At 44.3% G+C, this 25,757-nt stretch carries 27 protein-coding genes, 1 pseudogene and 1 other annotated feature; of the genes and pseudogenes, 4 read left to right on the top strand and 24 right to left on the bottom strand.

The features are described from left to right. Nucleotides 1–14: 14 nt before the first annotated feature. From M1K46_RS22315 to uvsE, 7 genes are all read right to left on the bottom strand, one after another. Nucleotides 15–350 (bottom strand): L,D-transpeptidase, encoded by a 336-nt coding sequence (locus M1K46_RS22315; RefSeq protein ID WP_305586203.1) that lies wholly within the window; start codon nt 348–350, stop codon nt 15–17. 45 nt (nt 351–395) lie between these two features. Continuing rightward, nucleotides 396–923, bottom strand: a complete 528-nt coding sequence (locus tag M1K46_RS22310; protein WP_256227759.1) for a DNA-3-methyladenine glycosylase I — start codon at nt 921–923, stop codon at nt 396–398. A gap of 121 nt (nt 924–1,044) precedes the next feature. Next, nucleotides 1,045–1,593, bottom strand: a complete 549-nt coding sequence (lepB, locus tag M1K46_RS22305; RefSeq protein WP_082683654.1) for a signal peptidase I — start codon at nt 1,591–1,593, stop codon at nt 1,045–1,047. Nucleotides 1,594–2,005: 412 nt separating this feature from the next. After that, the gene (locus M1K46_RS22300) at nt 2,006–2,353 is read right to left on the bottom strand and encodes a VOC family protein (RefSeq protein WP_256227758.1); all 348 of its coding nucleotides are present in this window, start codon (nt 2,351–2,353) and stop codon (nt 2,006–2,008) included. Nucleotides 2,354–2,364: 11 nt separating this feature from the next. After that, entirely contained in the window at nt 2,365–3,390 is a 1,026-nt protein-coding gene (locus M1K46_RS22295) for an S-adenosylmethionine:tRNA ribosyltransferase-isomerase (protein WP_256227757.1), read from the bottom strand. Beyond that, entirely contained in the window at nt 3,390–4,115 is a 726-nt protein-coding gene (locus M1K46_RS22290) for an SDR family NAD(P)-dependent oxidoreductase (protein WP_256227756.1), read from the bottom strand. The genes M1K46_RS22295 and M1K46_RS22290 overlap by 1 nt, the downstream gene beginning before the upstream one ends. A 153-nt stretch (nt 4,116–4,268) precedes the next feature. Further along, nucleotides 4,269–5,234 (bottom strand): UV DNA damage repair endonuclease UvsE, encoded by a 966-nt coding sequence (gene uvsE, locus M1K46_RS22285; RefSeq protein ID WP_256227755.1) that lies wholly within the window; start codon nt 5,232–5,234, stop codon nt 4,269–4,271. Nucleotides 5,235–5,369: 135 nt separating this feature from the next. Here uvsE and M1K46_RS22280 point away from each other — a divergent pair, with 135 nt between their 5' ends. Beyond that, nucleotides 5,370–6,299: a DMT family transporter gene (locus M1K46_RS22280; protein WP_256227754.1), complete on the top strand. Its 930-nt coding sequence runs from the start codon at nt 5,370–5,372 to the stop codon at nt 6,297–6,299. Nucleotides 6,300–6,338: 39 nt separating this feature from the next. Here the strand turns inward: M1K46_RS22280 and M1K46_RS22275 are convergent, their stop codons facing one another. The 10 genes from M1K46_RS22275 to M1K46_RS22230 form a co-directional block, all read right to left on the bottom strand. After that, entirely contained in the window at nt 6,339–7,265 is a 927-nt protein-coding gene (locus M1K46_RS22275; RefSeq protein ID WP_256227752.1) for a DUF4097 family beta strand repeat-containing protein, read from the bottom strand. Nucleotides 7,266–7,267: 2 nt separating this feature from the next. Further along, nucleotides 7,268–7,819 carry an HAAS signaling domain-containing protein gene (locus M1K46_RS22270; RefSeq protein WP_256227751.1) on the bottom strand — a complete coding sequence of 184 codons (552 nt, stop codon included), beginning with the start codon at nt 7,817–7,819 and terminating at the stop codon, nt 7,268–7,270. Continuing rightward, nucleotides 7,806–8,135 (bottom strand): PadR family transcriptional regulator, encoded by a 330-nt coding sequence (locus M1K46_RS22265; protein WP_248251126.1) that lies wholly within the window; start codon nt 8,133–8,135, stop codon nt 7,806–7,808. Before M1K46_RS22265 ends, M1K46_RS22270 begins: the two co-directional genes overlap by 14 nt. Nucleotides 8,136–8,317: 182 nt before the next feature. Continuing rightward, nucleotides 8,318–8,776: a C40 family peptidase gene (locus M1K46_RS22260; RefSeq protein ID WP_256227750.1), complete on the bottom strand. Its 459-nt coding sequence runs from the start codon at nt 8,774–8,776 to the stop codon at nt 8,318–8,320. 106 nt (nt 8,777–8,882) lie between these two features. Further along, nucleotides 8,883–10,214 carry a hypothetical protein gene (locus M1K46_RS22255; protein WP_256227749.1) on the bottom strand — a complete coding sequence of 444 codons (1,332 nt, stop codon included), beginning with the start codon at nt 10,212–10,214 and terminating at the stop codon, nt 8,883–8,885. Continuing rightward, on the bottom strand, nt 10,201–10,746 hold the full coding sequence (gene sigX / locus M1K46_RS22250; protein ID WP_091010531.1) for an RNA polymerase sigma factor SigX: 546 nt from the start codon (nt 10,744–10,746) through the stop codon (nt 10,201–10,203). The genes M1K46_RS22255 and sigX overlap by 14 nt, the downstream gene beginning before the upstream one ends. A 259-nt stretch (nt 10,747–11,005) precedes the next feature. Then, nucleotides 11,006–11,629 carry a TetR/AcrR family transcriptional regulator gene (locus M1K46_RS22245; RefSeq protein ID WP_091010529.1) on the bottom strand — a complete coding sequence of 208 codons (624 nt, stop codon included), beginning with the start codon at nt 11,627–11,629 and terminating at the stop codon, nt 11,006–11,008. 75 nt (nt 11,630–11,704) lie between these two features. Further along, nucleotides 11,705–12,622 (bottom strand): GNAT family N-acetyltransferase, encoded by a 918-nt coding sequence (locus M1K46_RS22240; protein WP_256227747.1) that lies wholly within the window; start codon nt 12,620–12,622, stop codon nt 11,705–11,707. A gap of 180 nt (nt 12,623–12,802) precedes the next feature. Then, nucleotides 12,803–13,342 (bottom strand): general stress protein, encoded by a 540-nt coding sequence (locus tag M1K46_RS22235; RefSeq protein ID WP_053356120.1) that lies wholly within the window; start codon nt 13,340–13,342, stop codon nt 12,803–12,805. Nucleotides 13,343–13,409: 67 nt separating this feature from the next. Continuing rightward, nucleotides 13,410–13,703, bottom strand: coding sequence for a hypothetical protein (locus M1K46_RS22230; protein WP_062240075.1), 294 nt, complete (start codon nt 13,701–13,703; stop codon nt 13,410–13,412). A 186-nt stretch (nt 13,704–13,889) separates the two neighbouring features. Between M1K46_RS22230 and M1K46_RS22225 the strand changes: the two genes are divergently transcribed. Next, entirely contained in the window at nt 13,890–14,231 is a 342-nt protein-coding gene (locus tag M1K46_RS22225) for a DUF962 domain-containing protein (RefSeq protein WP_256227745.1), read from the top strand. A 112-nt stretch (nt 14,232–14,343) separates the two neighbouring features. On the opposite strand, the gene M1K46_RS22220 is transcribed toward M1K46_RS22225, so the two are convergent. Together M1K46_RS22220 and M1K46_RS22215 are read right to left on the bottom strand one after the other, a co-directional pair. Continuing rightward, the gene (locus M1K46_RS22220) at nt 14,344–14,817 is read right to left on the bottom strand and encodes a DinB family protein (RefSeq protein WP_256227744.1); all 474 of its coding nucleotides are present in this window, start codon (nt 14,815–14,817) and stop codon (nt 14,344–14,346) included. Then, on the bottom strand, nt 14,814–15,899 hold the full coding sequence (locus M1K46_RS22215; RefSeq protein ID WP_256227743.1) for a hypothetical protein: 1,086 nt from the start codon (nt 15,897–15,899) through the stop codon (nt 14,814–14,816). Before M1K46_RS22215 ends, M1K46_RS22220 begins: the two co-directional genes overlap by 4 nt. Nucleotides 15,900–16,158: 259 nt before the next feature. Between M1K46_RS22215 and M1K46_RS25695 the strand changes: the two are divergent. Then, a pseudogene (locus M1K46_RS25695) lies at nt 16,159–16,380 on the top strand (YjcZ family sporulation protein); the annotation flags it as partial. Nucleotides 16,381–16,468: 88 nt separating this feature from the next. Here M1K46_RS25695 and M1K46_RS22205 read toward each other — a convergent pair. The 5 genes from M1K46_RS22205 to proS all read right to left on the bottom strand — a co-directional run bounded on the left by M1K46_RS22205 (nt 16,469) and on the right by proS (nt 24,177). Beyond that, entirely contained in the window at nt 16,469–19,621 is a 3,153-nt protein-coding gene (locus tag M1K46_RS22205; protein WP_256227742.1) for an efflux RND transporter permease subunit, read from the bottom strand. 15 nt (nt 19,622–19,636) lie between these two features. Further along, nucleotides 19,637–20,077 carry a MarR family winged helix-turn-helix transcriptional regulator gene (locus tag M1K46_RS22200; RefSeq protein WP_256227741.1) on the bottom strand — a complete coding sequence of 147 codons (441 nt, stop codon included), beginning with the start codon at nt 20,075–20,077 and terminating at the stop codon, nt 19,637–19,639. A gap of 156 nt (nt 20,078–20,233) precedes the next feature. After that, the gene (gene putP, locus M1K46_RS22195; protein ID WP_053356127.1) at nt 20,234–21,700 is read right to left on the bottom strand and encodes a sodium/proline symporter PutP; all 1,467 of its coding nucleotides are present in this window, start codon (nt 21,698–21,700) and stop codon (nt 20,234–20,236) included. Between the two features lie 181 nt (nt 21,701–21,881). After that, on the bottom strand, nt 21,882–22,325 hold the full coding sequence (locus M1K46_RS22190; RefSeq protein ID WP_256227740.1) for a DMT family transporter: 444 nt from the start codon (nt 22,323–22,325) through the stop codon (nt 21,882–21,884). 412 nt (nt 22,326–22,737) lie between these two features. Beyond that, complete coding sequence (gene proS / locus M1K46_RS22185; RefSeq protein WP_256227739.1) at nt 22,738–24,177, bottom strand: proline--tRNA ligase; 1,440 nt, start codon at nt 24,175–24,177, stop codon at nt 22,738–22,740. Nucleotides 24,178–24,235: 58 nt separating this feature from the next. Further along, nucleotides 24,236–24,474, bottom strand: a binding site (T-box leader). Between the two features lie 192 nt (nt 24,475–24,666). Between proS and M1K46_RS22180 the strand changes: the two genes are divergently transcribed. Beyond that, nucleotides 24,667–25,740, top strand: coding sequence for an FUSC family protein (locus M1K46_RS22180; protein WP_256227738.1), 1,074 nt, complete (start codon nt 24,667–24,669; stop codon nt 25,738–25,740). Nucleotides 25,741–25,757 lie beyond the last annotated feature (17 nt).

Raw genomic sequence — 25,757 nt, 5'->3', positions numbered from 1 at the left:
TAAGGGCTCTTTTTTCATCTCCCAATATATACTTTCGTACCAACTGGAACAATTCTGGACAATTCGAGCACATCTCTGTTAAACATTCTGATGCATCCTTTTGATACCCTTTTTCCGATGGATGACGGGTTGTTGGTCCCATGAATCCCATAGTGGGGCGCTGAGAGGCCCATCCACATGGCTCCATAGGGACCGCCTGGATTAGGCTGTTTATTAATAATTCGATACGTACCCACTGGGGTCGGTGTCAGCATTTTACCCACTGCTATAGGATATCGCTTGATTGTCCTTCCGTTTTGCATTAAAGCAAGTCTCTTGCGGCCAACTGATATTAAAATTTCATACGCCAATTTAGCCACCTCCACTCTTACAGTATGTAAGTGGAGGTGGTTCTGTTATCTGGCCTTTTCCTTTATTGCCTGTGAATGGAGATGGCAGCCTTCCTCATGCTGCGGCTGCATCATTCCCGTTGCCATTAAAAAGCTTTCCGCAGTTGTCAGTCTGATATGTTTGAATGTCTGCTTGATGGCCTTTTGCTTCTCCAGATGATCTGCTGGCAGCTGCTCAAAAAAAGTAATAAGGCCCCCGTGCTCTTTAATCAGCACATCACATCTTCTTGCATTCTCAATGGTTGCTTCAATCTTTCTTCGGTGCCTGACAATGCCTTCATTTCTTAACATCCGTTCAATATCATCTTCAGTGAAATTCATAACTTTTTTGATATCAAACTGACAGAATGCTTCTCTGAAATTCTCACGTTTGTGCAGGATCGTCCTCCAGCTGAGGCCCGCTTGGAACATCTCTAAAGTTAAACACTCAAATAATTTAGTGTCTTCTTTAACCTGTTTCCCCCACTCTTCATCGTGATATGCCGTCAACAGTTCACTGTCACGGCTCCACTTGCATCTCACTGTCTTTTCCATTTCTTTAACCTCCTTGGTGCCAGGCACCGCCAATTACATACTTGTGTAAAACCCCGTGCCTGGCACCTCGAAATAGCATCTCTAAAATAAAAACCTGGCCAGTTTGGTCAGGTTTTTTGGATTACTTTGTTTGTCGGATGTCTTTGAACGGATAGATGACCACTTCGGAGCGGCCTTCCACTGAGCTGATGTTAATGAGGCCCAGGCCGTTTCTCGAATCCATACTGTTCAATCGGTTGTCACCCATTACGAAGATTTTTCCTTTAGGAATTTTAATCGGCCCGAAGTCTTCTGTTAAATAAACACCGAGGCTTCGCGCCTGCTTTTTGTTTTTAGATAAATAGGGTTCTTTTATCGGCTTGCCGTTTACCAAAAGCTTGTCACTGTGAACTTGGATGGTGTCACCTTCCACTCCAATTACACGTTTAACATACCGTTTGTCCGTGCCTTTGATAATCACGATATCCCCTATTTTCGGTTCAGATACCGAATAGATAATTTTATTTACATATAATTTATCATGGTTATGCAAGGTTGGAGACATGGATGCTCCTTCTACCATGTATGGTGCGAAGAAAAAGGTTTTAATAATATATACAAGGACGAGAGCAAATACGATAGACTTGATCCAGCTGAAGAGTTCATTCCCTTTTTTAGCTTTTTGCTCCATAATGTTCACACCTTTCTTGGTCAGGTGAACTAGTCACCCATTTTCTCTTTTTATTGTACCGTATGTATATCTCTGCGGTCACGTAAATTATCGGCTGTCCCGCTCCGGGCTGTCAAGAATACGGTTTGGCGCGTATTTTGCGAGAATCGGCGCGTATTCCGGGCAGATTGGCGCGTAAACCAGCTTAAGCCGCGCGTATTTCGCTAATTACGAAGATTTCTCTATCGGATCAAGAGCTTTACCTCGGGTATTTTAGCCCGCTGTCTTTTATTGTAGCAAAAACAGCGAACGCCAAAACACTTTTGAAAAAATTTACAAAGTTATTTAAAAGTGTTACTTGATAATTTTTTATAATGCCAGGAAACACTCATTAAAAAAGCCAGAGGTACCTTGACCTCCAGCCATTCTCCACCTATTGTTCTTCCACAAACTCTATCATTTCACCTGATGGCCCTTCATAAAAGACAGTACGCCAGCCGTTTTCCAAAACATATGGTCCTTCTGACGGAACAATTCCTTCCTGCTGAAGTCTGCCAGCCAAATATTCTAAATCGTCAGTTTGATAAGCAACATGGGCTGCTTCACCTATCGTACCCGTTTGTGCAATCAGTTCGATCTTCATGCTTCCGCTCTCTAAGAACAAGATGTCCTCCCCCATCCAGCGGGTACGAAACAGTTCCTCCATGTTTAATGCTTTTATATAAAATTCCGCTGCCGCATCCAAGTCTTTCACTGCAATCCCGTAATGATGGACCCTCATGTTTTCCATCCTTATAGGATCAGGTTCATGTCACCGAACTCATGCCAAAAGTACTTTTGGGTGATCGCCTCTTCGTATGAAACTTTTAATAGTTCTGGAGAAACAAAGGCTGACAGCAGATCAAGATGGCTTGCTTCGGGCTCATGAAGTCCGGTGATCAATCCGTCTGCAACTTGAAGTTTGGTTTCGGCGGTAATATATAAATTCGTCCACCCGCTAGCCGCCCTGATGCGGCCTTCATGGTCGGCACCCGACTCCAGGGCACGGACCACCGTCGTTCCAACAGCAATTACTTTATTTCCGCTCTCCTTGGCCTTTTGAACCGCCTGCGCAGTTTCTTCAGGTACCATATATTCTTCCATATTCTCGCGTGGCTCTACATGCCATTTATCATCCATTAAATAACTTAGCCCCGTATGCAGCTGGATATAGGCAATCTTTACTCCTTTTTTCTGAAGGCGGAAAAGCAGTTCCCAGCTAAATGCCCGCCCGGCTGACGGCATTTCAACAGAGCCTGGAGAGGTCGCAAAAACAGTCTGATAGTAATCAAGTTCCCACGGTGTCTTAATATATTCATAACGTACCGGCTGTCCGATCTGATAGATTTGATCATACAGTGCCGAGCAGCAGAGATTAAACTCAAGTACAGCAAATGGATTGGCTGTTTCCGTTGTTAAGATAGAAGCGGTTAAGAGTGGGGAAAACATGATTTTGTCCCCTGCTTTCACGGTATTGGAAAGGATCAAGGCCTCCCAGATCCCTTCACTTTTCCGGTGAGCCAGCCTGACTTCTACCACGGTTCCATCCTCAAGCTGTCCCTGCAGCACCGCAGGAATCGTTCTGCTTGCGTTCAACACGAGAACATCTCCCGCTTTCAAAAAGTGGTCCAGCTGATAAAACTGCGTATGAGAAGTATGGCCGTTTACTCTGTCTATGACCATCATTTTTACATAATCTCTGCGCAATCCTCTCCGTTCAGGAGGCATGCTGGCATTTAACTCTTCTGGAAGGAAAAAGGAAATGGCTTCTGCACTCATCAGCTTTCTCTCCCTTCCATCGTAAATTCCTGCGCACTGAACCGTTTACCGTTCTCTTCAGAAGAATCTTCGGAAGCAAGGTATCCGAAGACATGAACAAGATCATTCGGATCAGCCAGTTCATAATCACAATCCGGTACAGCAAGGGCATGCATTTCGGTATCCATTTCCCCAGGGTCCACCATGTTCACCCTTACACCAGTCTCTGCCACTTCGTCTGCCCACGTTTCAGTCAGCCCTTCAAGTGCAAACTTCGAAATTCCATATGCTCCCCAGCCTGCGTATCCTACGTTTCCAGCCTCGGACGTTACATTGATGATGCTTCCTTTGTTCCGCTGCAGCATGGCCGGCAGTACTCTGCGTGTCACCAGGAACGGTCCGATGGAATTGACGCGGATCACCTCAGCAAAATCCTCTTCCGGATAATCCAGCAAATAAGGCATCGGGCTTGGTCCGAGCATGGAGGCATTGTTAATGAGTACATCAATATGTCCGAAATAGTCTTCTGTCAGCGCAACGAAACGTTCCACATCTCTCGCCCGGGAGGCATCCGCCGTTACCGCCAGAACGTCAGCACCATATGCTTCTGTTTCCTCCTTTACGTTGAGCAGTTCACCTTCTGTTCGGGCACAGATCGCTAGGTTAAATCCTTCCTTTGCAAAGTAAAGAGCGAGTGCCTTTCCTAATCCTCTTGAGGCTCCGGTAATCATCACTACTTTCTTCATTTTTTATTCCTCCTTATTTTTTATACTTTTTATACATTTTTGTTTAATAAGTATCTTTATTATAATTGTATGAAATTTCAAACGTCAATGTCTTTCGCCCGATAATTTTCGACAAATGAAAAAAACCCCTTGCAGCAAGAGGTTTTTGGCTGGTTATTTTAAATAAAAAGAAGCTCCGTTTATAATCTCTATATCGTTTCTTTTCTTTATATCCTCCATCAGCTGAAACAGCGCGCCATCCTTTCGCTTGGCTTCAATCATGCAATCGACCTGCCCCACGCTTCCCTTTATGCCCTGAAGGAATCGGAAGAACATTTCAGGATCCACAAAATCAGCATGATGCCGGTATTCTTTCTCGCTTTTCGGACTGGAAATATGAATTTTCAGCGGAAGGGGCGAATATTCCCATGACTGAACGACACGATCCCAGTTCTCTTCCCAATGGATGTTCTGATGATGAGCCAAGTGATGATGGTAGTCAAAAACGAGCGGTATACCCAGCTTCTCACACAGATAAAGGGTATCATCCATCGTAAATGAGGAATCATCATTCTCAAGCATTATCATTTGCTGAATATGATGCGGAACATACATCCAGTTATGTATGAAACGTTCAAGTGCGACATCGGTTTCTTTGTAATTGCCTCCAACATGCATGACACATCGGTGGACAGGATCAATCTCCATCCCTCGTAAGATCTTATAATGAAGATTCAGCGTTTGTATGGAATTCTTAAGTATCTCATCTTTGGTCGAATTGATCAGTACAAAATGATCCGGATGGAAGTCCAGTCTCATCTGATGTTTTTTTGCAAAAGATCCGATTGCCTGCAGCGCCTCTTTTAGTGGAAGCATGTACTTCCAATCCAGCAGTTCTTTATGGTTGGCCAGTGGAATAAGCCTTGATGTCATCCGGTAAAATTGGATATCGTTGGCTGCATTGTGCATAAGTAGCCTTAGCGTGTTTTTCAGGTTGGAATTTGCAATCCGCTCCAGTTTTCTTAACGCTGCTGCCCTGTCCTCAATCTGCGAAAAGCGGGCATAAGTCATCGTTTGCGACGGAGAGGAATTTTGAAGCTCCATGCTCATCGCCACATACCCGAGACGTATAATGGTCATACCGTTCACCTCAATTCTACTAACAGTATTCCCAAAAAATATTTTCTTCGATCATCTCCCAGGTTATAGACAAATATTTGAAATGGGTTTAATATTCGGTTAGCAGCTCACTAACCAACACAGAGGGATTTGACTATGGAGAAAAAACGATATTATCTGTTGCTTGTTTTATTAAGTCTAGTTACGGTTATTTGGGGATTAAATGTCATTATGATCAAGTATCTGTCGGGTATTTTCCCTGTGGTTCAGCTTTCTGCCTGGAGGATTTCCATGGCAGCTTTGGGTCTTATGCTCTTTACATACGGGAAGTGGAAACTTGGGATTAAACAGCTTTCTACATCTGCCTGGTTCCTCATTTTCCTTGTCGGGTTTACGTCGATCTTTTTGCATCAGCTATTAATCTCCCAGGGCCTGCGCTATACGACTGGCTCTGCCGGATCGCTCATTTTGGGGCTTAATCCTCTTACAACCGCTCTTCTTGCTATGCTGTTTCTCGGTGATAAGTTCGAACTCAAGCGGTTCATCGGGATCGGTATGGGGTTTATTGGCGTCATTCTTGTCGTTGGCCACCCAGGGGCAACAGGTACAGATGCGATAAAAGGAAACCTATTCGTATTCCTATCCATGCTCGCCTACGTGGCGGGAGGCTTGCTGATCAAACAGGCGGTCAAACAAGCCAGTGTTTATCAGGTAACAGCATTCAGCCATTTGTTTGGTGCCATGCTGCTGATGATCATGTGGGCCGTTCATCCTGTTCAGTCTGCCGTCTATCAGGTTCACTGGTTCTCATTTGGTGTCATGGCCTTCTCTGGCTGTATCGCAACGGCTCTATGTACATCATGGTGGAACATGGCCATCTCAGAAATTGGTCCAAGTAAAACCACCCTGTTCTTAAACGTCATGCCAATCAGCTCCCTAATTTTCGCTTCACTCTTTTTGAATGAAAAGATTCACTGGTACCACGCACTTGCCCTTCTCCTGATTGTGGCAGGCATTTACCTCGGTCTTGCGCGAAAAAAAGAAAGTACTCGTTCCAAGAAAGTGAACATGAATAAAGCAATCTAGCACTAAAAGGCTCCAGACCCGGTCTGGAGCTTTTTTATGTTACTTTAGGTAAATATCTCCCGTATCCGTTTTTACAGTAACGCTGAATCCTCCCTGACCCGCTTTTCCTTTAGCCTCGTGATCGCTTTTTTCTTCATAATTCACTTTCCAGTCCGGGGAAACTTCAACATCGCCAGTGTCAGAGGATGCACGCAGCTTAAAATCAGATGGAGCCTGATCCATTTGCATTTCAACATTTCCTGTATCCGATTCAATGTGAACGTCCTTGCTGGCACTTTCCATTGAAAGGCCTTGAATATCTCCGGTAGAGGTCCTGATCATCACCTTCGCATTCTTTGAAATGCGGCCGGCTTGTATATCACCTGTGTCAGTTGATAGATCTATAGATGTTCCACGATAGTCATTGAACGACAAATCTCCTGTGTCGCTCTCTGCATTCAGCTTGCTTACTGTAAATTTCCCTGAAGCTTCAATGTCACCTGTATCCGTCTCGATGTTTGCCCTATCGGACTTCAAATCTTTAATACTTACATCTCCTGTGTCAGCTGAAATATTAAAATGGCCATACTTTTTATCAGGCACATACACCGTCAGCTTCGGACTCCAGTGAAAGCCCATGTTAAAGAACTTATTTTTTCCGATAACCTCCACATCCAGAACGCCGCCATTCTGCTCAGCCTGAATGCTGTAGTCTTTCTTGTCGCCCTTTTGGCCTTCAAGAACCACTCTGGTTATCGGTCCGTTAGATTTCTTCACGGTAATATCAGCCGTATCTGAGGTGAGCTCTACCGATTTAAGTGAATCGCTGCTGAAGGTTTTTTCAGTATAAAGCACGGTTTCTTTGCTTTTGTTGAAGGAAGAGAAAACAGAATGACTGGTTGAAGCATAAATGCTGTAGGTTCCAATCAACCCGGCTGCCAAACCGATTGCTGCAATGACCGTAATTTCTTTCAACACTGAATTCATCCCTATCGCCCCTTAATAATATTGACATTGAATTGCAGATACTTAATAAGAACTCTCACAAACCATCGTGTCAGGACAATGGATGCTACTCCTAACAAAACCCCTGCACTAAGCAAGGCGACGATGGAGAACAACCCCATCAGCCAATTCGCAGAACCTCCTAGTTGCCCCCATCCAAATAAGACGGCGATTGGGGACAGCAGCAGGCCAATAGATGCCGCATAAATAGAAAGAAGTACACCCACAACTGCAAAGAACGGCCCCAATATAAAGATAAGATTAAAGAAACCAAGACTGACGGTAGATAGAACCGCTTTTACTACGGATTCAAACGATGGCTTAGATTTTGCTTCCTTCACACGAAATTCTGCTTTCACTTCTTTCGCAATCGCTTTTGGCTGGCCGAGCGAAGCTGCGATTTCCTCTTCTGTTTTTCCTTCTTCCAAGCCCAGCCTGAAGTGCTCCTCATAGTCATATAAAATGTCCTGGCGGTCTGCTTCAGGCAATTCCTTCAATTGATCCTTCAGCTGTGACAAAAATTCATTTTGCACCATCCGCTAACCCCTCCTCAATAATTTGATTAACCCCTTCATAAAACATCTTCCATTCGCCTACCAAGGACTCCATATAACGGTTTCCTTCTTCTGTCAGCGTGTAATATTTACGTGGAGGACCGCCTGAAGATTCCTTTAAATAGGTGGAAAAATAACCTTCTTTCGTCAGTCTCCTAAGAAGAGGATAGACCGTTCCTTCGGCAATATGAAATTTCTCAGAGATCATCTGTACGAGTTCATATCCATATTTGTCGCTTTTGGCAGTAAGCACTAAAACACATAACTCTAATATTCCTTTTTTAAACTGGGCATTCATTTGTTTCCCGCCGCCTTCCAATCTGTCTCCATCTTTTTCTGTTTTCTGTCCATGGAAGATAATTGGCTTATTTTCCAATTAATTGCTTTACTCACTATAGAGTATCATCCACTACTGTACATTGCAAGGTACTAAACAAAAAAATAATCAGGACTGTTTTTCAGCCTGATTATTTATCCGTTTTATTTTAATACCCGTTTAGCTCCTGCATAAGCGTCTTTCCAGTACTTTGTTTTAAGAGACTGGATTCTTACTCCTTTGGAGGTTGCCCCGACAAATTCACTGTTTCCAAGGTATATGCCTGAAAAGGATACTTTTTTGCCATCTGTTTTAAAGAAAACAATGTCTCCCTGTTTTAAATTTTCTTTTTTGACTGCTGTACCTGTTTTATACTGCTCAGCAGAAGTCCTTGGCAAAGTCATGTTAACTGCAGAATGCTTATAAACATATTGAGTATACCCAGATGCATCAAAGCCTTTTGGTGTTGTACCTCCCCATTTAAAAGGAGTTCCCACAAAGTGTTTTGCTGTTGCGGTTACCTCCTGATCATAGGAAGGCGAAGCATTGGCAATATGGGTTCCTCCCAATAAAATTCCTATAGCCGTTCCCAACGATACAAGTGACATTATTACTCGTTTCATCATCATTTACCTCCTGAAATGGATTGGAAGACGAAGCCATGTTTTCTTTTCCTCGCTCCAACGTATTAGACGCCCTGCCGATCAAAAGGTTACATATATTGGAAAATTATTTAACGTTCATAAAATTAACACCAGCCACATAATCAATTGGCTGTTCAAGGTCATAGGGTCCAACAGCTTCAAGGTCAGTATTGGTCACCGAAACAGACTGGCTTCCATAGTTCTTAGCCGTCACTAAGATGGCATCCATCATTTTTCTTGTTTCCTCATCATTTTTCAAATCATTTCCATCCACCCGGATCGCGGTCATTGTTCCCGACCTGGTCGCTGTAAGCTTAATACCATCGGGAACCGCCGGCATAAGTTTCTGATCCTTATAACCCTTGCTCAGCTGCTCCAATGCTCCCTGCAGGCTTCCGGCAGAATCTGCAAAGCTCGTCGCATTGCTTTCCACCAGAAACTCATCACCTGATGGAGAAGTATAGAGATAGCTGGCTCCTCCAATGCTCCTATTAATGTCCATTTCCTCTTTTGGTCCAAGATTGGAAAATTCATAGCCTGGCTTATCGTCTGTCATAAATTTCACGTTGGAGTATTCCTTGTTGTACGCAAAGGTATAGTTTAAAATTTTTGGAAGCAGTGCTTCTTCTGCAGAAGAAACCGAACCTGGGGGCAGATCCACTACTACCGATCCCTCTTTTTCAGTAAGCTTCGCCTTGTTCAGAAAGGTCGGCTGAAGCCCCACTCTCTCTGGGTTAAAGCTTCCTAGCACATTCTCCACCTTATCCACGTATGTTCCCTTCCCATTTACGAGGAAAGATACCGGCACAACGAACTGCGCCTGTTCGTCACTATAGGCTACCGTCACCACCGATTTTCCTGAAGACAGCTGCTGATTGAGAGCTTTCATTGTCATCGGAGGATGGTATTTTCCGCTTTCAACAGCAGCCGTAATGGAAACGGTTGGAGGTGCAACAACCTTAACCTTGCTTCGCTGTACAGGAGTATCAGCACTTGTTTCAGGCTTTGCTGGACCTGATGGCTTCACCCGTTCCTGAGGAGCCGCAGGTTTCTTTTGTTCTTCCAAACGTGCTGTTTTCACTGACTGCTTCGGCTGGGCCGCCGGACTGGGTTCTTTGACCTGATCTTTTGCTTTTCCGGCCATTTTGTTATCCATGGAATTCTCATGCAATGATGGCGCCGAGACTTCTTTTTTAAACAAGGTGCCTGGCACCAGGATCATGATGATGGCCAGCAAGCAGGCGGCAGCAAGCCCCGGCATAATCCAGGTTCTTGTGATCTTCTTACTATGCTTGGATTCTTCCAGTCTTCCTTCTATCTCGTGAAATATTAATTCACGGGAGCGCTTGTCTTTAACAGGGGGCATCTTTTCAAGCTGCTTTTGTATTTCTTCTTCCGTCCATTTAGACGATTCCATCTTTCCGTTCCTCCTCCTGGCCTGACGTCTGATCCAAAAGACCTTTTAGTCCCTTGATCGCCCGGTGTTGTGTTGTTTTCACTTTGCTTTCTGTCCAACCGAGCACTGCAGCAGTTTCCGCGATGGAGAGCGATTGGATATAGCGGAGGATTAGCACTTGCTGCTGCTGTATCGTACATTTTTTTAACGCGTGATATAACTCTTTGACCGATTCCTTCTGGGTGACAAATTCATCCGGCAGGGGCTGGAGATCCGCAAGCTGGTTCTCGTTCTCCGATAAAGTAAAAAACAGGAGTTTCTTCTTCCGGCGGTTCTGCTTGCGGATCCAGTCAATGGTGACATGCCTTGCTATTGAATAAAGCCATGTCTTTTCAGAGCTTTTACCTTCAAATGTTTCATAGGCTTTGAGAACTTTTATATACACTTCCTGTACAATATCTTCTGCCGCCTCCCTGTTTCTGACCATGTAGAAAACAAACTGAAACAAGGAATGATGGTATTCCTCATATAGCCGGTCAAACGAGTCTTTCACTGCGTTGCCCCCCTATCTATCTATTTTTTTAGTCGTTGTTTTGAAGTAAAAGGTTTCAAAAAAAAACCCAAACTTAAGTGTACTCCAATTTTTGTAAATTACAATGCATAACCAGTCGCTATTAATATAGAAATATCGGGGTATTTTGACATGCTCTCCGTTCTGGCCTATCCTCGCGAGTTGACCCTGCCTCCATTCGACAAAATCTTTTATATCCCGGGAAATTATTCTCTTTTTCTCCACAAAAAAAATCGGGATTCTACTCCCGATTCTTTGGTGTGGTTAAGCAGCCAATAAAAAACCCCTCAATCATTTCCCACGTTTTTTTATACTGTTCTTCTTCTCCAAGCAGAGAGTAATGAAGAACGTTGCCGTCCCTGAGCGCCCAAAAAATTTGAGAAATAAACTCAGAATCGACCTGTTCGTTGAACTCTCCGGTCTCTTGTCCTTCTTTAATAATGTCTTTTATAAACCCAGTAAATTGCAGGTACCTTTCTTCCATCAGTTTCTTTAGATCTTCCTGACGGGCGCTGTACAGCCAGAATTCCGTATATAACCTCATGGATTTCCTGCGCTCATCAGTTAACGGCTGATTCTGGAACCTTTCAAATAAAAAACGCAGTTTATCTGTTGCACTTGATCGCTTATGATATTCACTCTCTACCTCTGAGAAGAAATCCTTCGTTCGCCCCTGAAGGAGCTGAAGATAAATTTCTTCCTTGCTGTTAAAGTAATTGTAGATGGCGCCCTTGCTCAAATTGGATTCTCTCACAATATCATCAATAATGGTCGCTTCGTACCCTTTTTCGCCAAAACAGCGAAGGGCACTCTCCAGAATCCTGTTCTTCTTCTCTTCTTTGTATTCTTCTGAAACCTTTGGCATGCTCTTTCCCCCAATGTTTTGATCTCGTGGTTGTATGCACACCTTTTTCTGCATGAAAATTACGAAACCCTTTATTTATGATTGTACTGCTTTTGTTTCTGTTTCGCTGCTGGACGGTGTACGTACCGCTTTGGACATATGGACCTGCTCGATCATCACTGTAAAACCTTCTTTAGAAAGGGCATCACAAACCAGCTTATTGCTCTTTGAAAAGTTTACGGTCATGCGGCGGCAGGCAGGTTCAGCAGGACTATAAACGGAACGAAGCATAAATTGAATAACATCATACGCTTTCTCATATCCTGGTTTTGCTTCACACTGATAAAGTGCGATGCCCTCAATCTTTCCTTCCGCATTTTTCGTACGTTTGAACACAGCATAGCCAACCGTTTCCTGGCCACATTTTACAATGAGCGATTCACTGTCTTTAAGGCTCTGATACTGTGTCTGCCATGGTGTCATATGCTGATAAAATTCAATATCCCTTACATCCTGCGGAATTCCGTGAATCAAGTCATAATCACCTTCAAAGTAAAAGGCGCCCTCAGAGAGAGGCTCATTATTTACGAGGAAAGTAAGTTCATCAAATATGCTGTAACCCATGCTCTCATACAACTTGATGGCTCTTGTATTTTCAGAAATCGCTTCAAGAAGCAGCAGTTCTACTCCTTCTTCTTCATAAATATCCATACAAGCGGTTATCATCTCTTTGCCTATACCCTTGCCCCGGTATTCAGGTATGATGCCCGTTCCGCCATTCCAGGAAATCTTTTGACCATTTACAGTTCTGAATCCGTTGATGACAAAGCCAACCGGTTTTTCCTGATCAAAGGCGACCACTGATTTTTCAGGAGAGAGATCTTCATTGGCCAGTTTTTTAATCAGCGAATCGACAGTTAACGTGATATCTGTAAAATAATGCTTGAAACCTTCATTAAATAAATCAGCAGCCTCTTGAAAATTGAGTGTATTCAACCTTTTAATGGAAACCATAATCTTATACCTCCAATAAAAATGACTAGTCGTTTTATTTTATTTTTACATAACTTCCCATCCTCTTCAACTATTATCCTTCGACAAATAGACCGATGAACAAACAAAAAGAAGCTAAAGCATTCCAGCTTTAGCTCCAACCTAAACTTTTCAAACTGTTGCCTTACCGCGTGCCACTTGTTAATAGATTCTACCGCTGTCTCCTCCAGGCAAGTTTCTTTCATAATAGCGGGAGTTCAGCGTATTGTTGTTCCGGAATGTGTCGTACACATGCTCCCGGCGCTCAGCATCAGCATCCACCATTACTAAAATTTTCCCATTTTCTACGTAGTTCCGGTATTCTTCTGCTTCCTCTTCAGGAATACCCATACCAACCAATGCACCCACAAGTCCACCTGCACCTGCACCGATGGCTGCTCCGCCAAGGGTAGCTGCGATCGGACCGGCAGCTACAATCGGACCAATCCCAGGAATAGCGAGTGCGCCAATACCTGCGAGCAAGCCTCCTACACCGCCTAGCACACCGCCGGTCGCAGCACCCGCTGCTGCTCCTTCACCTGCTTTTGTTCCTGTTTCGTCTTCAATGTGTCTCCGTTCTTCTTTATCCTGGGCGATTACTGAGATGTCCCCTTCATCATAGCCTCTTTCCCGTAAAGAATTAATCGCTGATACGGCTTCTTCTTCTGTCGAAAAAACACCAATGACTTTTTTCTGATCCATCGTAATCCCTCCAAGTTTTAATAAAGTTCTATTAAAGCATGTACCCTTGTTCAATGCATCTAAAACATTACTGCTCCTCCAACAGTTTTTTGAGATGCTCGTAATACTCGTTTAACTCTTTTTCCTTTGAATGAAGGAAACTTTTTTTATCCCCTTGGGTTTCGAGAGCGTCCTGCCCAACGGCCACAATGTCATTAAAAACTTCAGAAGTTTGTTCGCCAACTTCAACGTCTTCCTTTAACAGCTGGCAAAGTTCGGTTATTTTTTGCAGACGATCTTTGTTATATTCCTTCTCTTCAAGCTGCTGCCCTAATAGTGAATACAGTATATTTACGCGTTCGGCTGTTTGTGTTTTTAACATTTTTTGGCACCTTCCTTTTTGTCTGTTACGCATGTCTTATTTAATTTACCCGTCTGACAAAATACTAACCTTGCGTTTATCAAAAGCTAAGAGCGTCACCTGATGAAGTGACGAAGCTCTTATTAAAGGAAAAACCTAACCTATACCGAAGTACATAAAGAAAAGATGATTAGGAGGCTGATTTTTATGCAACCAGGTATTCTACAGGATAACAAACTAAAAACATTTGATGAATTTTGGGTATTCTATTTAACTCAGCATTCCAAGAAAAGCACAAGGGCCTGGCATTTTCTTGGAACTTCCTTTGTATTTATCTTCTTGGCACTTGGTGCTTCGGTCAATGCCTGGTTTTTACTGGCGGCTCCCGTTACAGCCTATGGGCTTGCGTGGTATAGTCATTTCTTTATCGAAGGCAACAAGCCGGCTACATTCGGGCATCCCCTTTGGTCATTACGCGCAGACTTTAAGATGTTTTTCTTTACCCTGACAGGAAGGCTCGAGCAAGAATTGAAAAGGTTGTCCCTTTAGCACCCTGTTTCTCTAAAGCAGGGTGTTTCGTTTTCTCATTCCTCCTGATTCTGTCGATCATTTCCGGGGAAATTCGATCTCCTGCGCCATCTTTCCCCATCATGGCAATCCATTACCCTGCATGATTGGCTGTCTTTTGCAGAAAGAGGCTGATCTGATTCTGATGGTGCTTGTCATGCTCTGACAATCCTTCAATATAAGCGGCGAGCGTCAGTGTCTTGTTTTTATAGTAAAAAGACTGAATCCACCATTCTTCCGGAATCATTTGTAGCTGCTGGACCAGACTGGCCCTTGTTTCAATCGTTTCCTGAAGCAATTGAGATTTGGAAACACCCGACTTGGCATAAAGAGCGGCGTCCTGATTGATCTTCTCCGCATCGATCTCATTCTCCGGGAAAGTTTGATGTTCCAGAAAATAAGGAAAACGGTGGTGGATCACGAACAAGTCCCATGCTTTAAAATGAGAAACCACTTCACCTATTGACCATTTCCCGCTTGAAATAGGCTCAAGCCACAATTCCTCTTTCACCGTCCTTAGTTCCTCCAGCCAGTCTACTTGTTCAGCAAATGACTTCACAAGACTCATCGTACGCCTACTTTATCTCTTACTTCATAGTTTTCGAGCAGTCCAAGGAGCAGCATGAGCCGTTCTTTCACCTCGTTCAGATTACCCATCCGGATCTGCTGTTCCCTGCTCAGTGTATTGCTGGCTGTCTTTTGATAATGAACATGAGCCATTGATAATAGCTTCAGCATCCGCTCAATTTCCAGGGCTAACCCCATCTCTTCTGATTGTTCCACATATCCCTCTCTGAATCCTTGGCTGTTTGCCGACAGCTGATTTTTATATAAATGAAACTGATGTCTCTTGTACCTTGGTGCATTCCTATAAAGAGGAAAAGTAACTTCGTAGTTATGTATATGATTAGCAGCAAGGCTGACCCCACTGTAGATAATAGGGACCGGATCAATCAGCTTAGCCCGTTGGCCATTTATGATGAGGTTCTCTGGCGACGTATCCTGATTGGATAGTGTAACCCCGAATTTTTCGATCTGTCTTAAATTTAGAAGTTCTTCTACTTTTTGTTTTAAGAGATTCTTACGAAAAGGAAGATCAGATCTCAACAGATTATCAAGCTCCTGCTGATATTCCGCCTTTTCATGAATCAGATATTGAATAGGGTCTTCCTCCAGTTCACCCGACGCTTCTGTTCCATTCCATTTTAAATACCCAAAGCCTTGGCGCTCTAAAGGAAGACTGTCCATCTTTTTATAAAATAAGCCTAACTGAAACCCGTAGTCATACATCTGCTGTTTTGTTGCTGCTGAAAGGTTAAGAGTTTCTCCCATGTAACTTTCAATCGTGTAAGTCAGTTCCCGGGATACATGATAATGGTAGAATTCCGGGCAGATTCCCTTTACTGCCCTGTTGGCTGTTCTGTAATACCACTCTGCCCCATCATATTCAGCCAGTAAGCTCTCTTCATGATATTCCACCATTCGATCATAGGCGACAGGCTTAGGTATCCGTATTACATAATCCCCTTCAGAAAGAACGGCACGATAAGCGGCGTGCCAGGCACCCTCACCCAGAAAGTAATAATCCGAAGAATCTTTTAACGCAGGAAGGCAGCTATGCCGCAGAATTTGATTGACCTTTTCAAGCATGATCTCACCTCATTTGAATTTCCAAAAAACTTACAGCTCCCTTATTATATAACAAATTCCACCATTGCCCCGACAATTGTCCAAACCCTTCTTCCGTATTTACATACTCTATAGGGCAAGTAACTTTTAAATTGTTGGAAGAAAGGAGATCTACACATTGTCTGGAATAAGAAATAAGCGTCAAGGATTTGGTGGTTATGGATACGGGTATGGCGGCGGTCCTGGTGGATTCGGTTACCCAGGTGGAGTTGGTGGATTCGGAGGCGGATATGGCGGTGTTGGTGGATTCGGAGGCGGATTCGGAGGCGGATATGGCTACGGTTATCCTGGCTTCGGCGGCTGCGGATTTGGGTGTGGCGGCGGATTTGCTATCATTGTCGTCCTGTTCATCCTCTTGATCATTATCGGCAGCTCAATTGGCTTTGGCGGCGGACACTTTCTTGGTGGCTTCGGCGAAAGTAGCGTTAAAGGCTGCTGCTAACCCTCTGGAGACAAGATCTGTATCTTGTCTCTTTTTTTTGGCGTCAAAAAAGCAGCGCACATTCCGTACGCTGCTTTAATCAATATTTCTATTCTTTTTTTGAATCCATAAATGGCCACCAGTTTGCTTTTCCGAACGTTCTCACCATAACCGGGACAAACAGCGGCAAAATGACAAACGCATAAAGCAATAGACCACTTAAAATAATCGTCGCGATTTGCAGCAGCGACAATACCCCTGAAGGATACATCGCCGCGAATGTTCCTCCGAGAATGACAACCGCTGAGATAATGACGGTCCCCATATTCTTCATGGAGGAAAGCATCGCTTCTTTTACGGACAGTGACTTGTATTCGTTAAACCGGTCCATAAGGAAGATGCTATAATCTACTCCCAGCGCTACCAAGATAACAAAGGCAAAAAACGGTACCGCCCAGTTGATGCCGGAATAACCCAGTACATTGACAAAAATGGTTTCTGTAAAAGCCATCGCTGTATAATACGTTAAGACCAGGGAAGCGATAATATAAAGCGGCATAATAAAGGATCGCAGCATGATGATGAGAATAATCGCAATTCCTACTAACATTAAAACAACCGTTCTCGAATAATCAGAAGCCGAGATATCATTCAGATCAGAGTAGATGCTTGTTACTCCGCTGATCCCAACCTGTGCATTCTCAAGGTTGGTACCGGCTGTTGCACGCTTAACCGCTTGCTTGATTTCATCCACCTGTCCGAGCGCTTGCTGTGAATAAGGGTTTTCTTTAAAAATGACATCAAGCGTTGTCAGTTTGCGGTCACCCGGCATATAGTTATCGAACACCTGCTGAAAATCCTTGTTGTTCAGTACATCTTCAGGCAGGAACCAGCCCGCCATCTCCGGGTCGGGTGATGAAGACAGAGAGTGAAGGTAATCGTTGGCAGAATCGATTCCGCCTGAAACCTTTTTAATGCCTGCCGCGCTTTGCCCAAGCCCGTCAGAAAGCTCTGAAAGCTGGCGGTCCATCTGTGAAAAACCGCTCTTCAGCTGCTCCTGTCCACCGGCGATTTTAGCTAAACCGCCCTGTACTTCTGGCAGCTTTCCGATAACTTGCTTCTGTCCGTCTGCAGCCTTATTGATTCCTGTTTCTAACTGGCCAATCCCCGCTGAAATCGAGCCGAGTCCGTCAGCCAGCTGTTTTTGGCCGCCGACTACTTTACTCAAGCCGTCATTGGCTTTCCCCATGTTGGTTTTTACTTTATTCAAATTTCCATTCAACTGGTCCAGACCCGCTGCCAGCTGGCCTAGGCCGTCTTGAAGCTGAGTAAACGTGCCTTTGATGGCCTGGTAATCAGAATCGCTGTTAATGTCTTTGCTTTTATCTGTACTCGTGTATTTTTTTTCTAAATGAGTGAAGCTTCCCTTTAGTTGGGCAAGACTTTTTGAGGTGGTACTCAGCTGCTTTGCCGTTTTGGCATAGCCGCCTTGCAGCTGTCCCAGACCGCTTTCCATTTCTTTATAGCCGGAAAAAAGCTTCTGATTACTTTGGTATAGCAGGTCTGCACTCGACTTCGCTTGCTGCACGCCCTTTTTCAGGTCTCCTGCGCCTTTGGAGCCGTCACGCATTCCTTTTTCGATCTGGGAAAGCGCGCCGGACAGGTCACCGATTCCTGTTTTAAGTTTGTTGGTGCCTGTCACCAGCTCACTGATTCCGTCTGTCGTCTGCTTCATCTTGGGCTGGGAATTGCTAAGCTGCGTGCTTGCTTCGGCCAATCCTCCGCTGATTTTTTTCAATCCGTTGTTGCCTTTTTCTAATCCATTATCCAGAGAATCTGCCTGATTAGCAACCTGGAGATCTTTCAGCTCCTCGCCGACCGGCCGTGTGGCACTGCGCACCCGGTCCACACCTTTAATCTGTCCGACTTCACGGCTGATTTTCTCAATGGTTGCCAAATACTCCGAGCGGTCCATCGGCTCATCATTCTTTACGACAACTTTGGCAGGAAGGGATTCTCCTGGACCAAAGCTGTCAGAGATAACATTAAACGCTTTTACCGAGTTATATTTATCGCCGATCTCATCCAAAGAGTTAAAGGACAAATCTCCATCATAAGTTGCAAGAAAAGGAGTGACGATGGCGGCTACGATAAGAAGCGTAACGAGCGGGCGTTTAAAGGAGAACGACCCTGCAGCTCCCCAAATCCTGCTTTGTTTATGCTCCATCGCGGCTTTAGACGGCCAGAACAGCTTGGTGCCGAGCACCGCCATGAAAAACGGAACGAGCGTCAATAATGCCAGAAGCAGCACCGCGACTCCAATTGCAACAGCTGCAGCAGACTGATAGAGTTTAAAAGTTGAGAAACCGATGGCTGCAAAGCCGATCATCACAGCAAGACCGCTGAAAAATACGGTTCTTCCCGCCGTTTTGTACGTGGTGATAATGGCATCCAGTAAACTCTCATTCCGGCCCATCTCTTCTTTAAAGCGGCTGAGAAGCAGGATGCAATAATCTGTTCCGATGCCGAACAAGACCGCGACAAGAAAGATCTGTGTAAACGTGGACAGAGGGAAGTTCCATTTATCCACTAAAAAAGCTACGATCGACTGTGCCGCAACATAGCTGATTCCAACGGTAACAAGCGGGACTAGCGGTGCAATAAACGAACGGAAAACAACGAACAGAACGGCAAGAATGAAGACGACCGTTATGTATTCGGTTTTTTTGAGCCCTTCCTGAGAACTTGCGACCACATCCTCGTCAATCATCCAGCTGCTTGTGTAATAATGCGGTACTTTTACGTCTTTTAATTCATTGTAGAGTGATTTTGAAATGTCAGCCGGCTCCTTGTCGCCTGTTTTTACCGTGACTAAGGAAAGGATGGTCTTTCCATCCTTTGACACAAGCTGGTCTTTCAGCTCTTTTTCTTTGAAATGTGATAACACTTCGCTGATCCCAAGGTCGTTCTTATCCTGTTCCAGTTTCGCTACAGCGCTTTTGACCTCGTTTTTTTCGTTTTCAGTCAGTTTTTTACTGCTGTGAAACACAAGGGCAACCTGCGATTCATCCGCCGATTTTTCTTTTTTATCCAAATCATTCAGCATTTTTTGGGCATAGCTCGACGAATATCCGTCTGGAACATTAATCTGCCCCTTTTCCCTCACCAGGTCTGCCATATTAGGTGCGAGCAGCGCCAGCACAACGACAAGTGCCAGCCAGACTGCTGCAATGATCCACTTTCCTTTTAACACCGCTCTCATTCTTTCTCTCCTCCCCTACTCCTCATTCAATACAGATGCCAGTTTCTCGTACAGGTTCAAGAACGATTCAATCTCTTCTTCACTGAACACCTTAAGAAAAGGAGCAACCACCTCAAAAACTTTCTCATCTGCCCATTGAAAGACCTTTAACCCTTCTTCTGTCAAAGACAAGTACACAATTCTTCTATCCTTTTGGTCTCTTATCCGATCGATATATCCTTTCTCTGCCAGCCGCGTAACAATAGCTGTAATGGCGCTCTTATGTACACAAAACGCCTCTGCCAGCTCAGTCGTCGTGCAGGATCCGAATCTTTTAATATAGCTCAATGTCATGTGCTGGTCATTCGTCAGCACATCCTGAAGCTGCTCCTTGATCAGGGCACCGAACCTTTTATTTACTGTAAAGGAAGCCGCTTCATACCGGCCAAGTATGCTTTGCCATTTCCCAACATCCACTGTATTCACCCATTTTCCGACTTAGACTATAACTAGTTCAAGAATTGAACTGTTCACGATGATAACTATATGACAGAATGGCGGTTCCGGTCAAGATTGAATTTTCCAGAAATTTAAAAAAGCCGCCCTGTCAGACAGGACGGCCTTTCATACGTCTTATGCAATCTTTTGTGCTTCTTCAAATTCTGATTCGATCTCAGCAGATGGTTTTGCTGTCATCATGCTGACCGCTACAATAACGACGGAGCAAACGATAAAGCCTGGAATAATCTCGTACACTGCTTCAAACGCTTTAATTTGCTCCCAGATAATAACGGTCAGTGTACCCGAAAGCATGCCATAAAAGGCTCCCCATTTCGTCATTCTTTTCCAGTATAAACTTAGAAGAACGACCGGTCCAAACGCCGCTCCAAATCCTGCCCACGCATAGCCAACAAGGTTAAGGATGGTTTTATTCGGATTAAGAGCAAGAACTAAAGCGATCACTGAGATCGCCAATACAGAAAGGCGTCCGACCAATACAAGTTCTTTGTCTGAAGCGGATCGCTTAAAGAACGCTTTATAAAAGTCTTCTGTCATAGCACTCGATGTGACAAGCAGCTGTGATGAAATCGTACTCATAACCGCTGCTAAAATAGCGGCTAGCAGGAATCCCGTAATCAGCGGATGAAACAGCACTTCCGATAGCACGATAAATACGGTTTCAGCCTTTTTCTCACCAAGCCCTCCGCCGTTAAGATTGAAATATGCAATACCAACCAGACCTGTAAACATTGCTCCAACAATGGAGAAAATCATCCAGCCCATTCCGATTCTTCGCGCATTTTTCATCTGCTTGACAGAAGAAATGGCCATAAAACGGACGATGATATGAGGCTGTCCAAAATAACCAAGTCCCCACGCTAAGAGAGAAACGATTCCGATCAAGCTTGTCCCCTTAAAGGCGTCGAGCAATTTCGGATCGATGGATTGAATTTCTGTAAAAGTTGGCCCTGTCCCGCCGAGTTGAAAGATTGTTACGACCGGCACGAGGATTAACGCAATAAACATGATCGTCCCTTGAACAAAATCTGTCCAGCTGACGGCAAGAAAACCGCCAAACAGCGTATACAGAACCACGACACTGGCGGTCAGCCAAATTCCCCATGTGTAATCGAGATTGAAAGCCGTCTTAAATAGTTCGCCGCCTGAAACCATTCCAGATGAAGTATAAAACGTAAAGAAAATCAAAATAACAATTGCTGATGTAATTCTTAGAATTCGGGATGTATCCTTGAATCGATTTTCAAAGTAATCCGGAATAGTAATAGAATTATTTGCTATTTCCGTATACGTACGAAGGCGTGGTGCAACAAAAAGCCAGTTTAAATAGGCACCCGCTGTCAGACCAACAACGATCCACCCCGCACTTAAACCGGAAACATACATTGCTCCCGGCAGACCCATGAGCAGCCAGCCGCTCATATCAGATGCCCCCGCACTCAGTGCTGTGACGGCAGGCCCCAAATCTCTGCCTCCCAGCATATAATCAGTCAAGTTCGCTGTTCTTCGGTAAGCAAACCAGCCGATCAGCAGCATCCCGGCCATATAAATGCCGATGGACACTATTACCCCATATTCCATTGTTTCTCCCCCTTTTTCCCTTTCGATACTTCTCCCTTTGTTAACGCTTTCAGATTGAATATAAAAAATGCTGCTCCCCGGCTATCTTACCAATGGATAAGTAACTGAAAAGTAGCTCTATTTAAAAATTTATCACAGCAATTTTTTTTAAACAATGCTTTTATTTAGAAACTACTTGTGCTTAATGCTTGTCCGAGAAAACAAAATAGAGGCCGGCAAACATTAGAACGAGCCCGATCATCCTTTTATACGTAAATTGGACAGGTTCATTGCCAAACCATCCAAAATGGTCAATGACAACACTCATGATCAGTTGGCCAATGATGACTGCCGTAATGGCACTTGTTACTCCAATCTTCGGAACAGCCATGATAACTATAAATACATAGATGGCCCCCAGCACACCCCCGATAAGGTTCCATTTTGGAACGTTCCACACTGTACTGAGACTGCCGTTCCCCCAAATCAGCATAAAAATAAGGAGCATCACGGTTCCCGTAAAAAAGGAAACGAAAGCACCTTCGATTGAACCAATCTTCTTTCCAAGCGTTCCGTTTACAGCCGCCTGCATGCTTTGCCCCATTCCGGAAAACAAAGCAAGCAACAGCACGATGACTTTTGCCATTGCATTCTCTCCTTGCTCTTTGTTTTTTTCAACTATGTACTTTTACTCAACAAAAAACACCACACAGTTGGTGGTGTTTAATTATTAATCTGGCTTGAAAATATAGTCTACAAGATCTTGAAACACATTGACATTGTCAGTCAGCAGGAACACCGGAAGAAGTAAAATGGCGAAAAGCACTAGAAGATTAGATCCTATTACGCGAACAACTATCTTTTTTAAAGTATTCATTGTTCTCACTTCCTTTTCAATGATTATAACGCCTGTTGCCTGAGTAGTCAAAAAATTTTGTGAAGTTTTTTAAATGGATAACTGTAGTTTATTGTGCTTCCATGGTTTCTAGAAGCAAAATTCTTAACTGTAATTCGGTACATTCCCTTTTTGTTTTATATTAAAACTATATAGGAATCGATCAATAAGCTTTTGCCCAATAGACAAGCTCTTCCGCTTCTTGTCCGCAGCAAACACACGTTTTCGAAATAACTTCCTGCTCAAATGGCATACAGCGGGAAGTCGCGCCTGTCTCTTCTTTTATTTGATCCTCACACTCACGGTCTCCGCACCACATGGCTTTAATGAAACCAGGATTAGATTCCAGCACCGCTTTGAATTCGTCCATGCTGAGGGCGATGTTCGTTTTCTCTTCGCGGTGTGCCTTTGCTTTTTGCAGCAGACCTTTTTGGATTTCTTCCAGCAGAAGCGGAATACGTGTTTTCAGTTCATCAAGAGAAAGGAAGATTTTTTCTCCTGTATCCCTGCGGACCGCAACGGCCTGATTCTTTTCGATATCTTTCGGGCCAATCTCAATGCGAAGTGGTACACCTTTCATCTCATGCTCGCTGAATTTCCATCCCGGTGACTTATCGGATGCATCAATCCCCGCACGGACCGTTTTGTTCAGCTGGTCTTTAAGCTCATACGCTTTGTCGAGCACCCCTTCTTTATGCTGAGCAATCGGGATGACCATCACTTGGACTGGAGCGATTTTTGGTGGAAGAACAAGCCCTCGGTTGTCTCCGTGCACCATGATCAATGCACCGATCAGGCGAGTCGTGATTCCCCAGGACGTTTGGTGTACGTGCTGAAGTTTCCCTTTCTTGTCGGTGTATTGAATGCCAAATGCTTCAGCAAATCCGCTTCCCAGGTGATGGGATGTTCCTGTCTGCAATGCTTTTCCGTCATGCATCAAGCTTTCAATCGTCAGTGTGAACTTCGCTCCGGCAAACTTTTCTTTATCTGTTTTCCGGCCGCGAAGTACAGGCACCGCTAAATACTCTTCACATACATCCGCATAAACTTCAAGCATCCTTCGGGTTTCCTCTCCCGCTTCCTCATCGGTCGCATGGCACGTGTGGCCTTCCTGCCAAAGAAATTCAAGAGAGCGAAGGAAAGGACGCGTGGTCTTCTCCCAGCGAACAACATTGCCCCACTGGTTATACAGCTTTGGAAGGTCGCGATATGAATGAATGATGTTCGCATAATGCTCGCAGAAAAGCACTTCAGAAGTCGGACGGACACAGAGGCGCTCCGCAAGCTTCTCCTCTCCCCCGTGTGTAACCCATGCCACTTCAGGAGCAAATCCTTCGATATGATCTTTCTCTTTTTGAAGGAGGCTCTCTGGTATAAACAATGGAAGATAGACATTCTCATGACCGGTATCCTTAATCTGGCGGTCGAGTTCTTTTTGGATATGTTCCCAGATCGCATATCCGTATGGACGGATGATCATGGATCCTCTTACACTTGCATAATCGACGAGATCCGCTTTACGGGCGACGTCAGTGTACCATTGTGCAAAATCATCTTCCATGGCAGTAATTTCTTCAACCAGCTTTTTTTCTTTACGCATCATTATCTCTTCCTTTCTATTGTAAAAACCGTGAAAAAGAACGCAAAAAACCCGATCCTTTAAAAGGGACCGGGGTATTGGTGGTACCACCCTTATTTACAGACGAATTCACTCTGTACACTCATTTTGGTAACGGCACTTTCCGCAGACATCTTATGAACGATGCCGAACTCCAAGGCAGGTTCGAATGCTGTCTCCCGGAAACCTTTCAGCTGTAAGTTTCCTCTCTTTGGAAAGACAAAGTTTTTTTCTGAAGGAAAAAAACCACTACATTCTACTAATCCTTTTCAACGCTTCTTCTATATTGGATTAAGAAATAATATATTCATTTTTCTGGAAAAAGTCAAGAACCGTTTGCAGAGAGTATAGAACTGCATCATTTACTAAGAAACAAGGTTATACTGTAAACAGGTAAGGCTGCTGAACAGGTTTCAGCTCAAGCCTTTTTGGAAAAAACAACTTACAAGACTATGTGCAGAAAGGATAACGCCATTGAGAAAAGGATTGGAAGTCTTTTTACGTCTCGGTCTGACGTTACAAGTATTGAAAACAGCAATCGCCGCAGCCCTTGGCTGGATGGTTTCCTCCCATCTCTCTCAAAATGACTATCCGTTCTTTGCTCCGTTGGCAGCTGTGCTGACGATGCAGGTCACTATTGCTGGATCGATGGAAAAGGCGATCTATAGAGTGAGCGGGGTCATTGGCGGAGTCATTATCAGCATGCTGATTGGGCACTGGCTAAAATTGAACGCGGGATCTATCCTTCTAGTCGTATTGGTCGGCATGGCAGTAACAACGGCCTTCCGGATGCCATCTCAGGTGGTCTCTCAGGTGTCAGTAAGTTCCATTCTTGTCCTCGCGTTTGGACAAGGTTATGCCCTCAGCCGTATTGTGGAAACGATCATCGGTTCAGCCATCGCAGTACTGACAAATGCTCTGCTCGTCCCTCCCAACACGATACCTGCTGCAGAAGAGCTGCTCTTAAAGTTATCGAATAAGGCATCCATAACCTTAAAAAATCTTGTTCTCCTTTGGGACAGGACGCTCTCTCACCGCCGAGAGATCCAGCAGGAGGTCAAAGAACTGACAGAGCAGAACGAGAAAGGCATTGAAGCTGTTGTTCTCGCCAGTCAAAATCTCCGGTTCACCCCTTTCTTTACGAAGCGGCGCATACGGCTGGAGCACCTTGAAACCGGAATGAAGCATCTGAATCACATTACACTGCAGATTCGCGGCATTGCCCGCGGGATTCGGGATCTTTCCACTAATCTTGATGATCATGCCGCCTCTGAAGAAATCACGCAGTTAAATTTGGCCATTGAACATACGTCAGACTGTATTGCTCATTATGGAATGACGGTCATTGATCCATCCGCCGAAAATTTGTTAAAACTCATCTCAACTGTAAAAGAAGCACAGGAAATTCAGTCTCATTGTCTTTTCATTCTAAAACGCTACGAGTCATTGACGATCCTGCGGGATGTAGGTGCCATACTTACCGATTTAAACCGAATTTTAAAGGAGACTGGCGGTCAAACCGTCGTAAGTACAGGGAGAGTGTTTTAAAATCAGAAAAGCAGTGA

Source organism: Fictibacillus sp. WQ 8-8 (assembly GCF_024494405.1).
Taxonomy (GTDB): domain Bacteria; phylum Bacillota; class Bacilli; order Bacillales; family Fictibacillaceae; genus Fictibacillus_C; species Fictibacillus_C marinisediminis.
Note: the sequence above shows the minus strand (reverse complement) of the source record. Positions and strands in the feature narration are given on the sequence as shown.

Excerpts from the sequence above, each read along its gene's own strand:
- uvsE (WP_256227755.1), bottom strand. The coding sequence starts at position 5,234 with ATGACCATTATACGTCTCGGGTATGTGGCGATGAGCATGGAGCTTCAA.
- M1K46_RS22245 (WP_091010529.1), bottom strand. The coding sequence starts at position 11,629 with ATGCCAAAGGTTTCAGAAGAATACAAAGAAGAGAAGAAGAACAGGATT.
- M1K46_RS22300 (WP_256227758.1), bottom strand. The coding sequence starts at position 2,353 with ATGAGGGTCCATCATTACGGGATTGCAGTGAAAGACTTGGATGCGGCA.
- M1K46_RS22290 (WP_256227756.1), bottom strand. The coding sequence starts at position 4,115 with ATGAAGAAAGTAGTGATGATTACCGGAGCCTCAAGAGGATTAGGAAAG.
- M1K46_RS22280 (WP_256227754.1), top strand. The coding sequence starts at position 5,370 with ATGGAGAAAAAACGATATTATCTGTTGCTTGTTTTATTAAGTCTAGTT.
- M1K46_RS22190 (WP_256227740.1), bottom strand. The coding sequence starts at position 22,325 with ATGGCAAAAGTCATCGTGCTGTTGCTTGCTTTGTTTTCCGGAATGGGG.
- M1K46_RS22220 (WP_256227744.1), bottom strand. The coding sequence starts at position 14,817 with ATGAGTCTTGTGAAGTCATTTGCTGAACAAGTAGACTGGCTGGAGGAA.
- M1K46_RS22295 (WP_256227757.1), bottom strand. The coding sequence starts at position 3,390 with ATGAGTGCAGAAGCCATTTCCTTTTTCCTTCCAGAAGAGTTAAATGCC.
- proS (WP_256227739.1), bottom strand. The coding sequence starts at position 24,177 with ATGATGCGTAAAGAAAAAAAGCTGGTTGAAGAAATTACTGCCATGGAA.
- M1K46_RS22270 (WP_256227751.1), bottom strand. The coding sequence starts at position 7,819 with ATGGTGCAAAATGAATTTTTGTCACAGCTGAAGGATCAATTGAAGGAA.
- M1K46_RS22255 (WP_256227749.1), bottom strand. The coding sequence starts at position 10,214 with ATGGAATCGTCTAAATGGACGGAAGAAGAAATACAAAAGCAGCTTGAA.
- M1K46_RS22205 (WP_256227742.1), bottom strand. The coding sequence starts at position 19,621 with ATGAGAGCGGTGTTAAAAGGAAAGTGGATCATTGCAGCAGTCTGGCTG.
- M1K46_RS22265 (WP_248251126.1), bottom strand. The coding sequence starts at position 8,135 with ATGAATGCCCAGTTTAAAAAAGGAATATTAGAGTTATGTGTTTTAGTG.
- lepB (WP_082683654.1), bottom strand. The coding sequence starts at position 1,593 with ATGGAGCAAAAAGCTAAAAAAGGGAATGAACTCTTCAGCTGGATCAAG.
- M1K46_RS22215 (WP_256227743.1), bottom strand. The coding sequence starts at position 15,899 with ATGCTTGAAAAGGTCAATCAAATTCTGCGGCATAGCTGCCTTCCTGCG.
- M1K46_RS22225 (WP_256227745.1), top strand. The coding sequence starts at position 13,890 with ATGCAACCAGGTATTCTACAGGATAACAAACTAAAAACATTTGATGAA.
- putP (WP_053356127.1), bottom strand. The coding sequence starts at position 21,700 with ATGGAATATGGGGTAATAGTGTCCATCGGCATTTATATGGCCGGGATG.
- M1K46_RS22260 (WP_256227750.1), bottom strand. The coding sequence starts at position 8,776 with ATGAAACGAGTAATAATGTCACTTGTATCGTTGGGAACGGCTATAGGA.
- M1K46_RS22310 (WP_256227759.1), bottom strand. The coding sequence starts at position 923 with ATGGAAAAGACAGTGAGATGCAAGTGGAGCCGTGACAGTGAACTGTTG.
- M1K46_RS22240 (WP_256227747.1), bottom strand. The coding sequence starts at position 12,622 with ATGGTTTCCATTAAAAGGTTGAATACACTCAATTTTCAAGAGGCTGCT.
- M1K46_RS22230 (WP_062240075.1), bottom strand. The coding sequence starts at position 13,703 with ATGTTAAAAACACAAACAGCCGAACGCGTAAATATACTGTATTCACTA.
- M1K46_RS22235 (WP_053356120.1), bottom strand. The coding sequence starts at position 13,342 with ATGGATCAGAAAAAAGTCATTGGTGTTTTTTCGACAGAAGAAGAAGCC.
- M1K46_RS22275 (WP_256227752.1), bottom strand. The coding sequence starts at position 7,265 with ATGAATTCAGTGTTGAAAGAAATTACGGTCATTGCAGCAATCGGTTTG.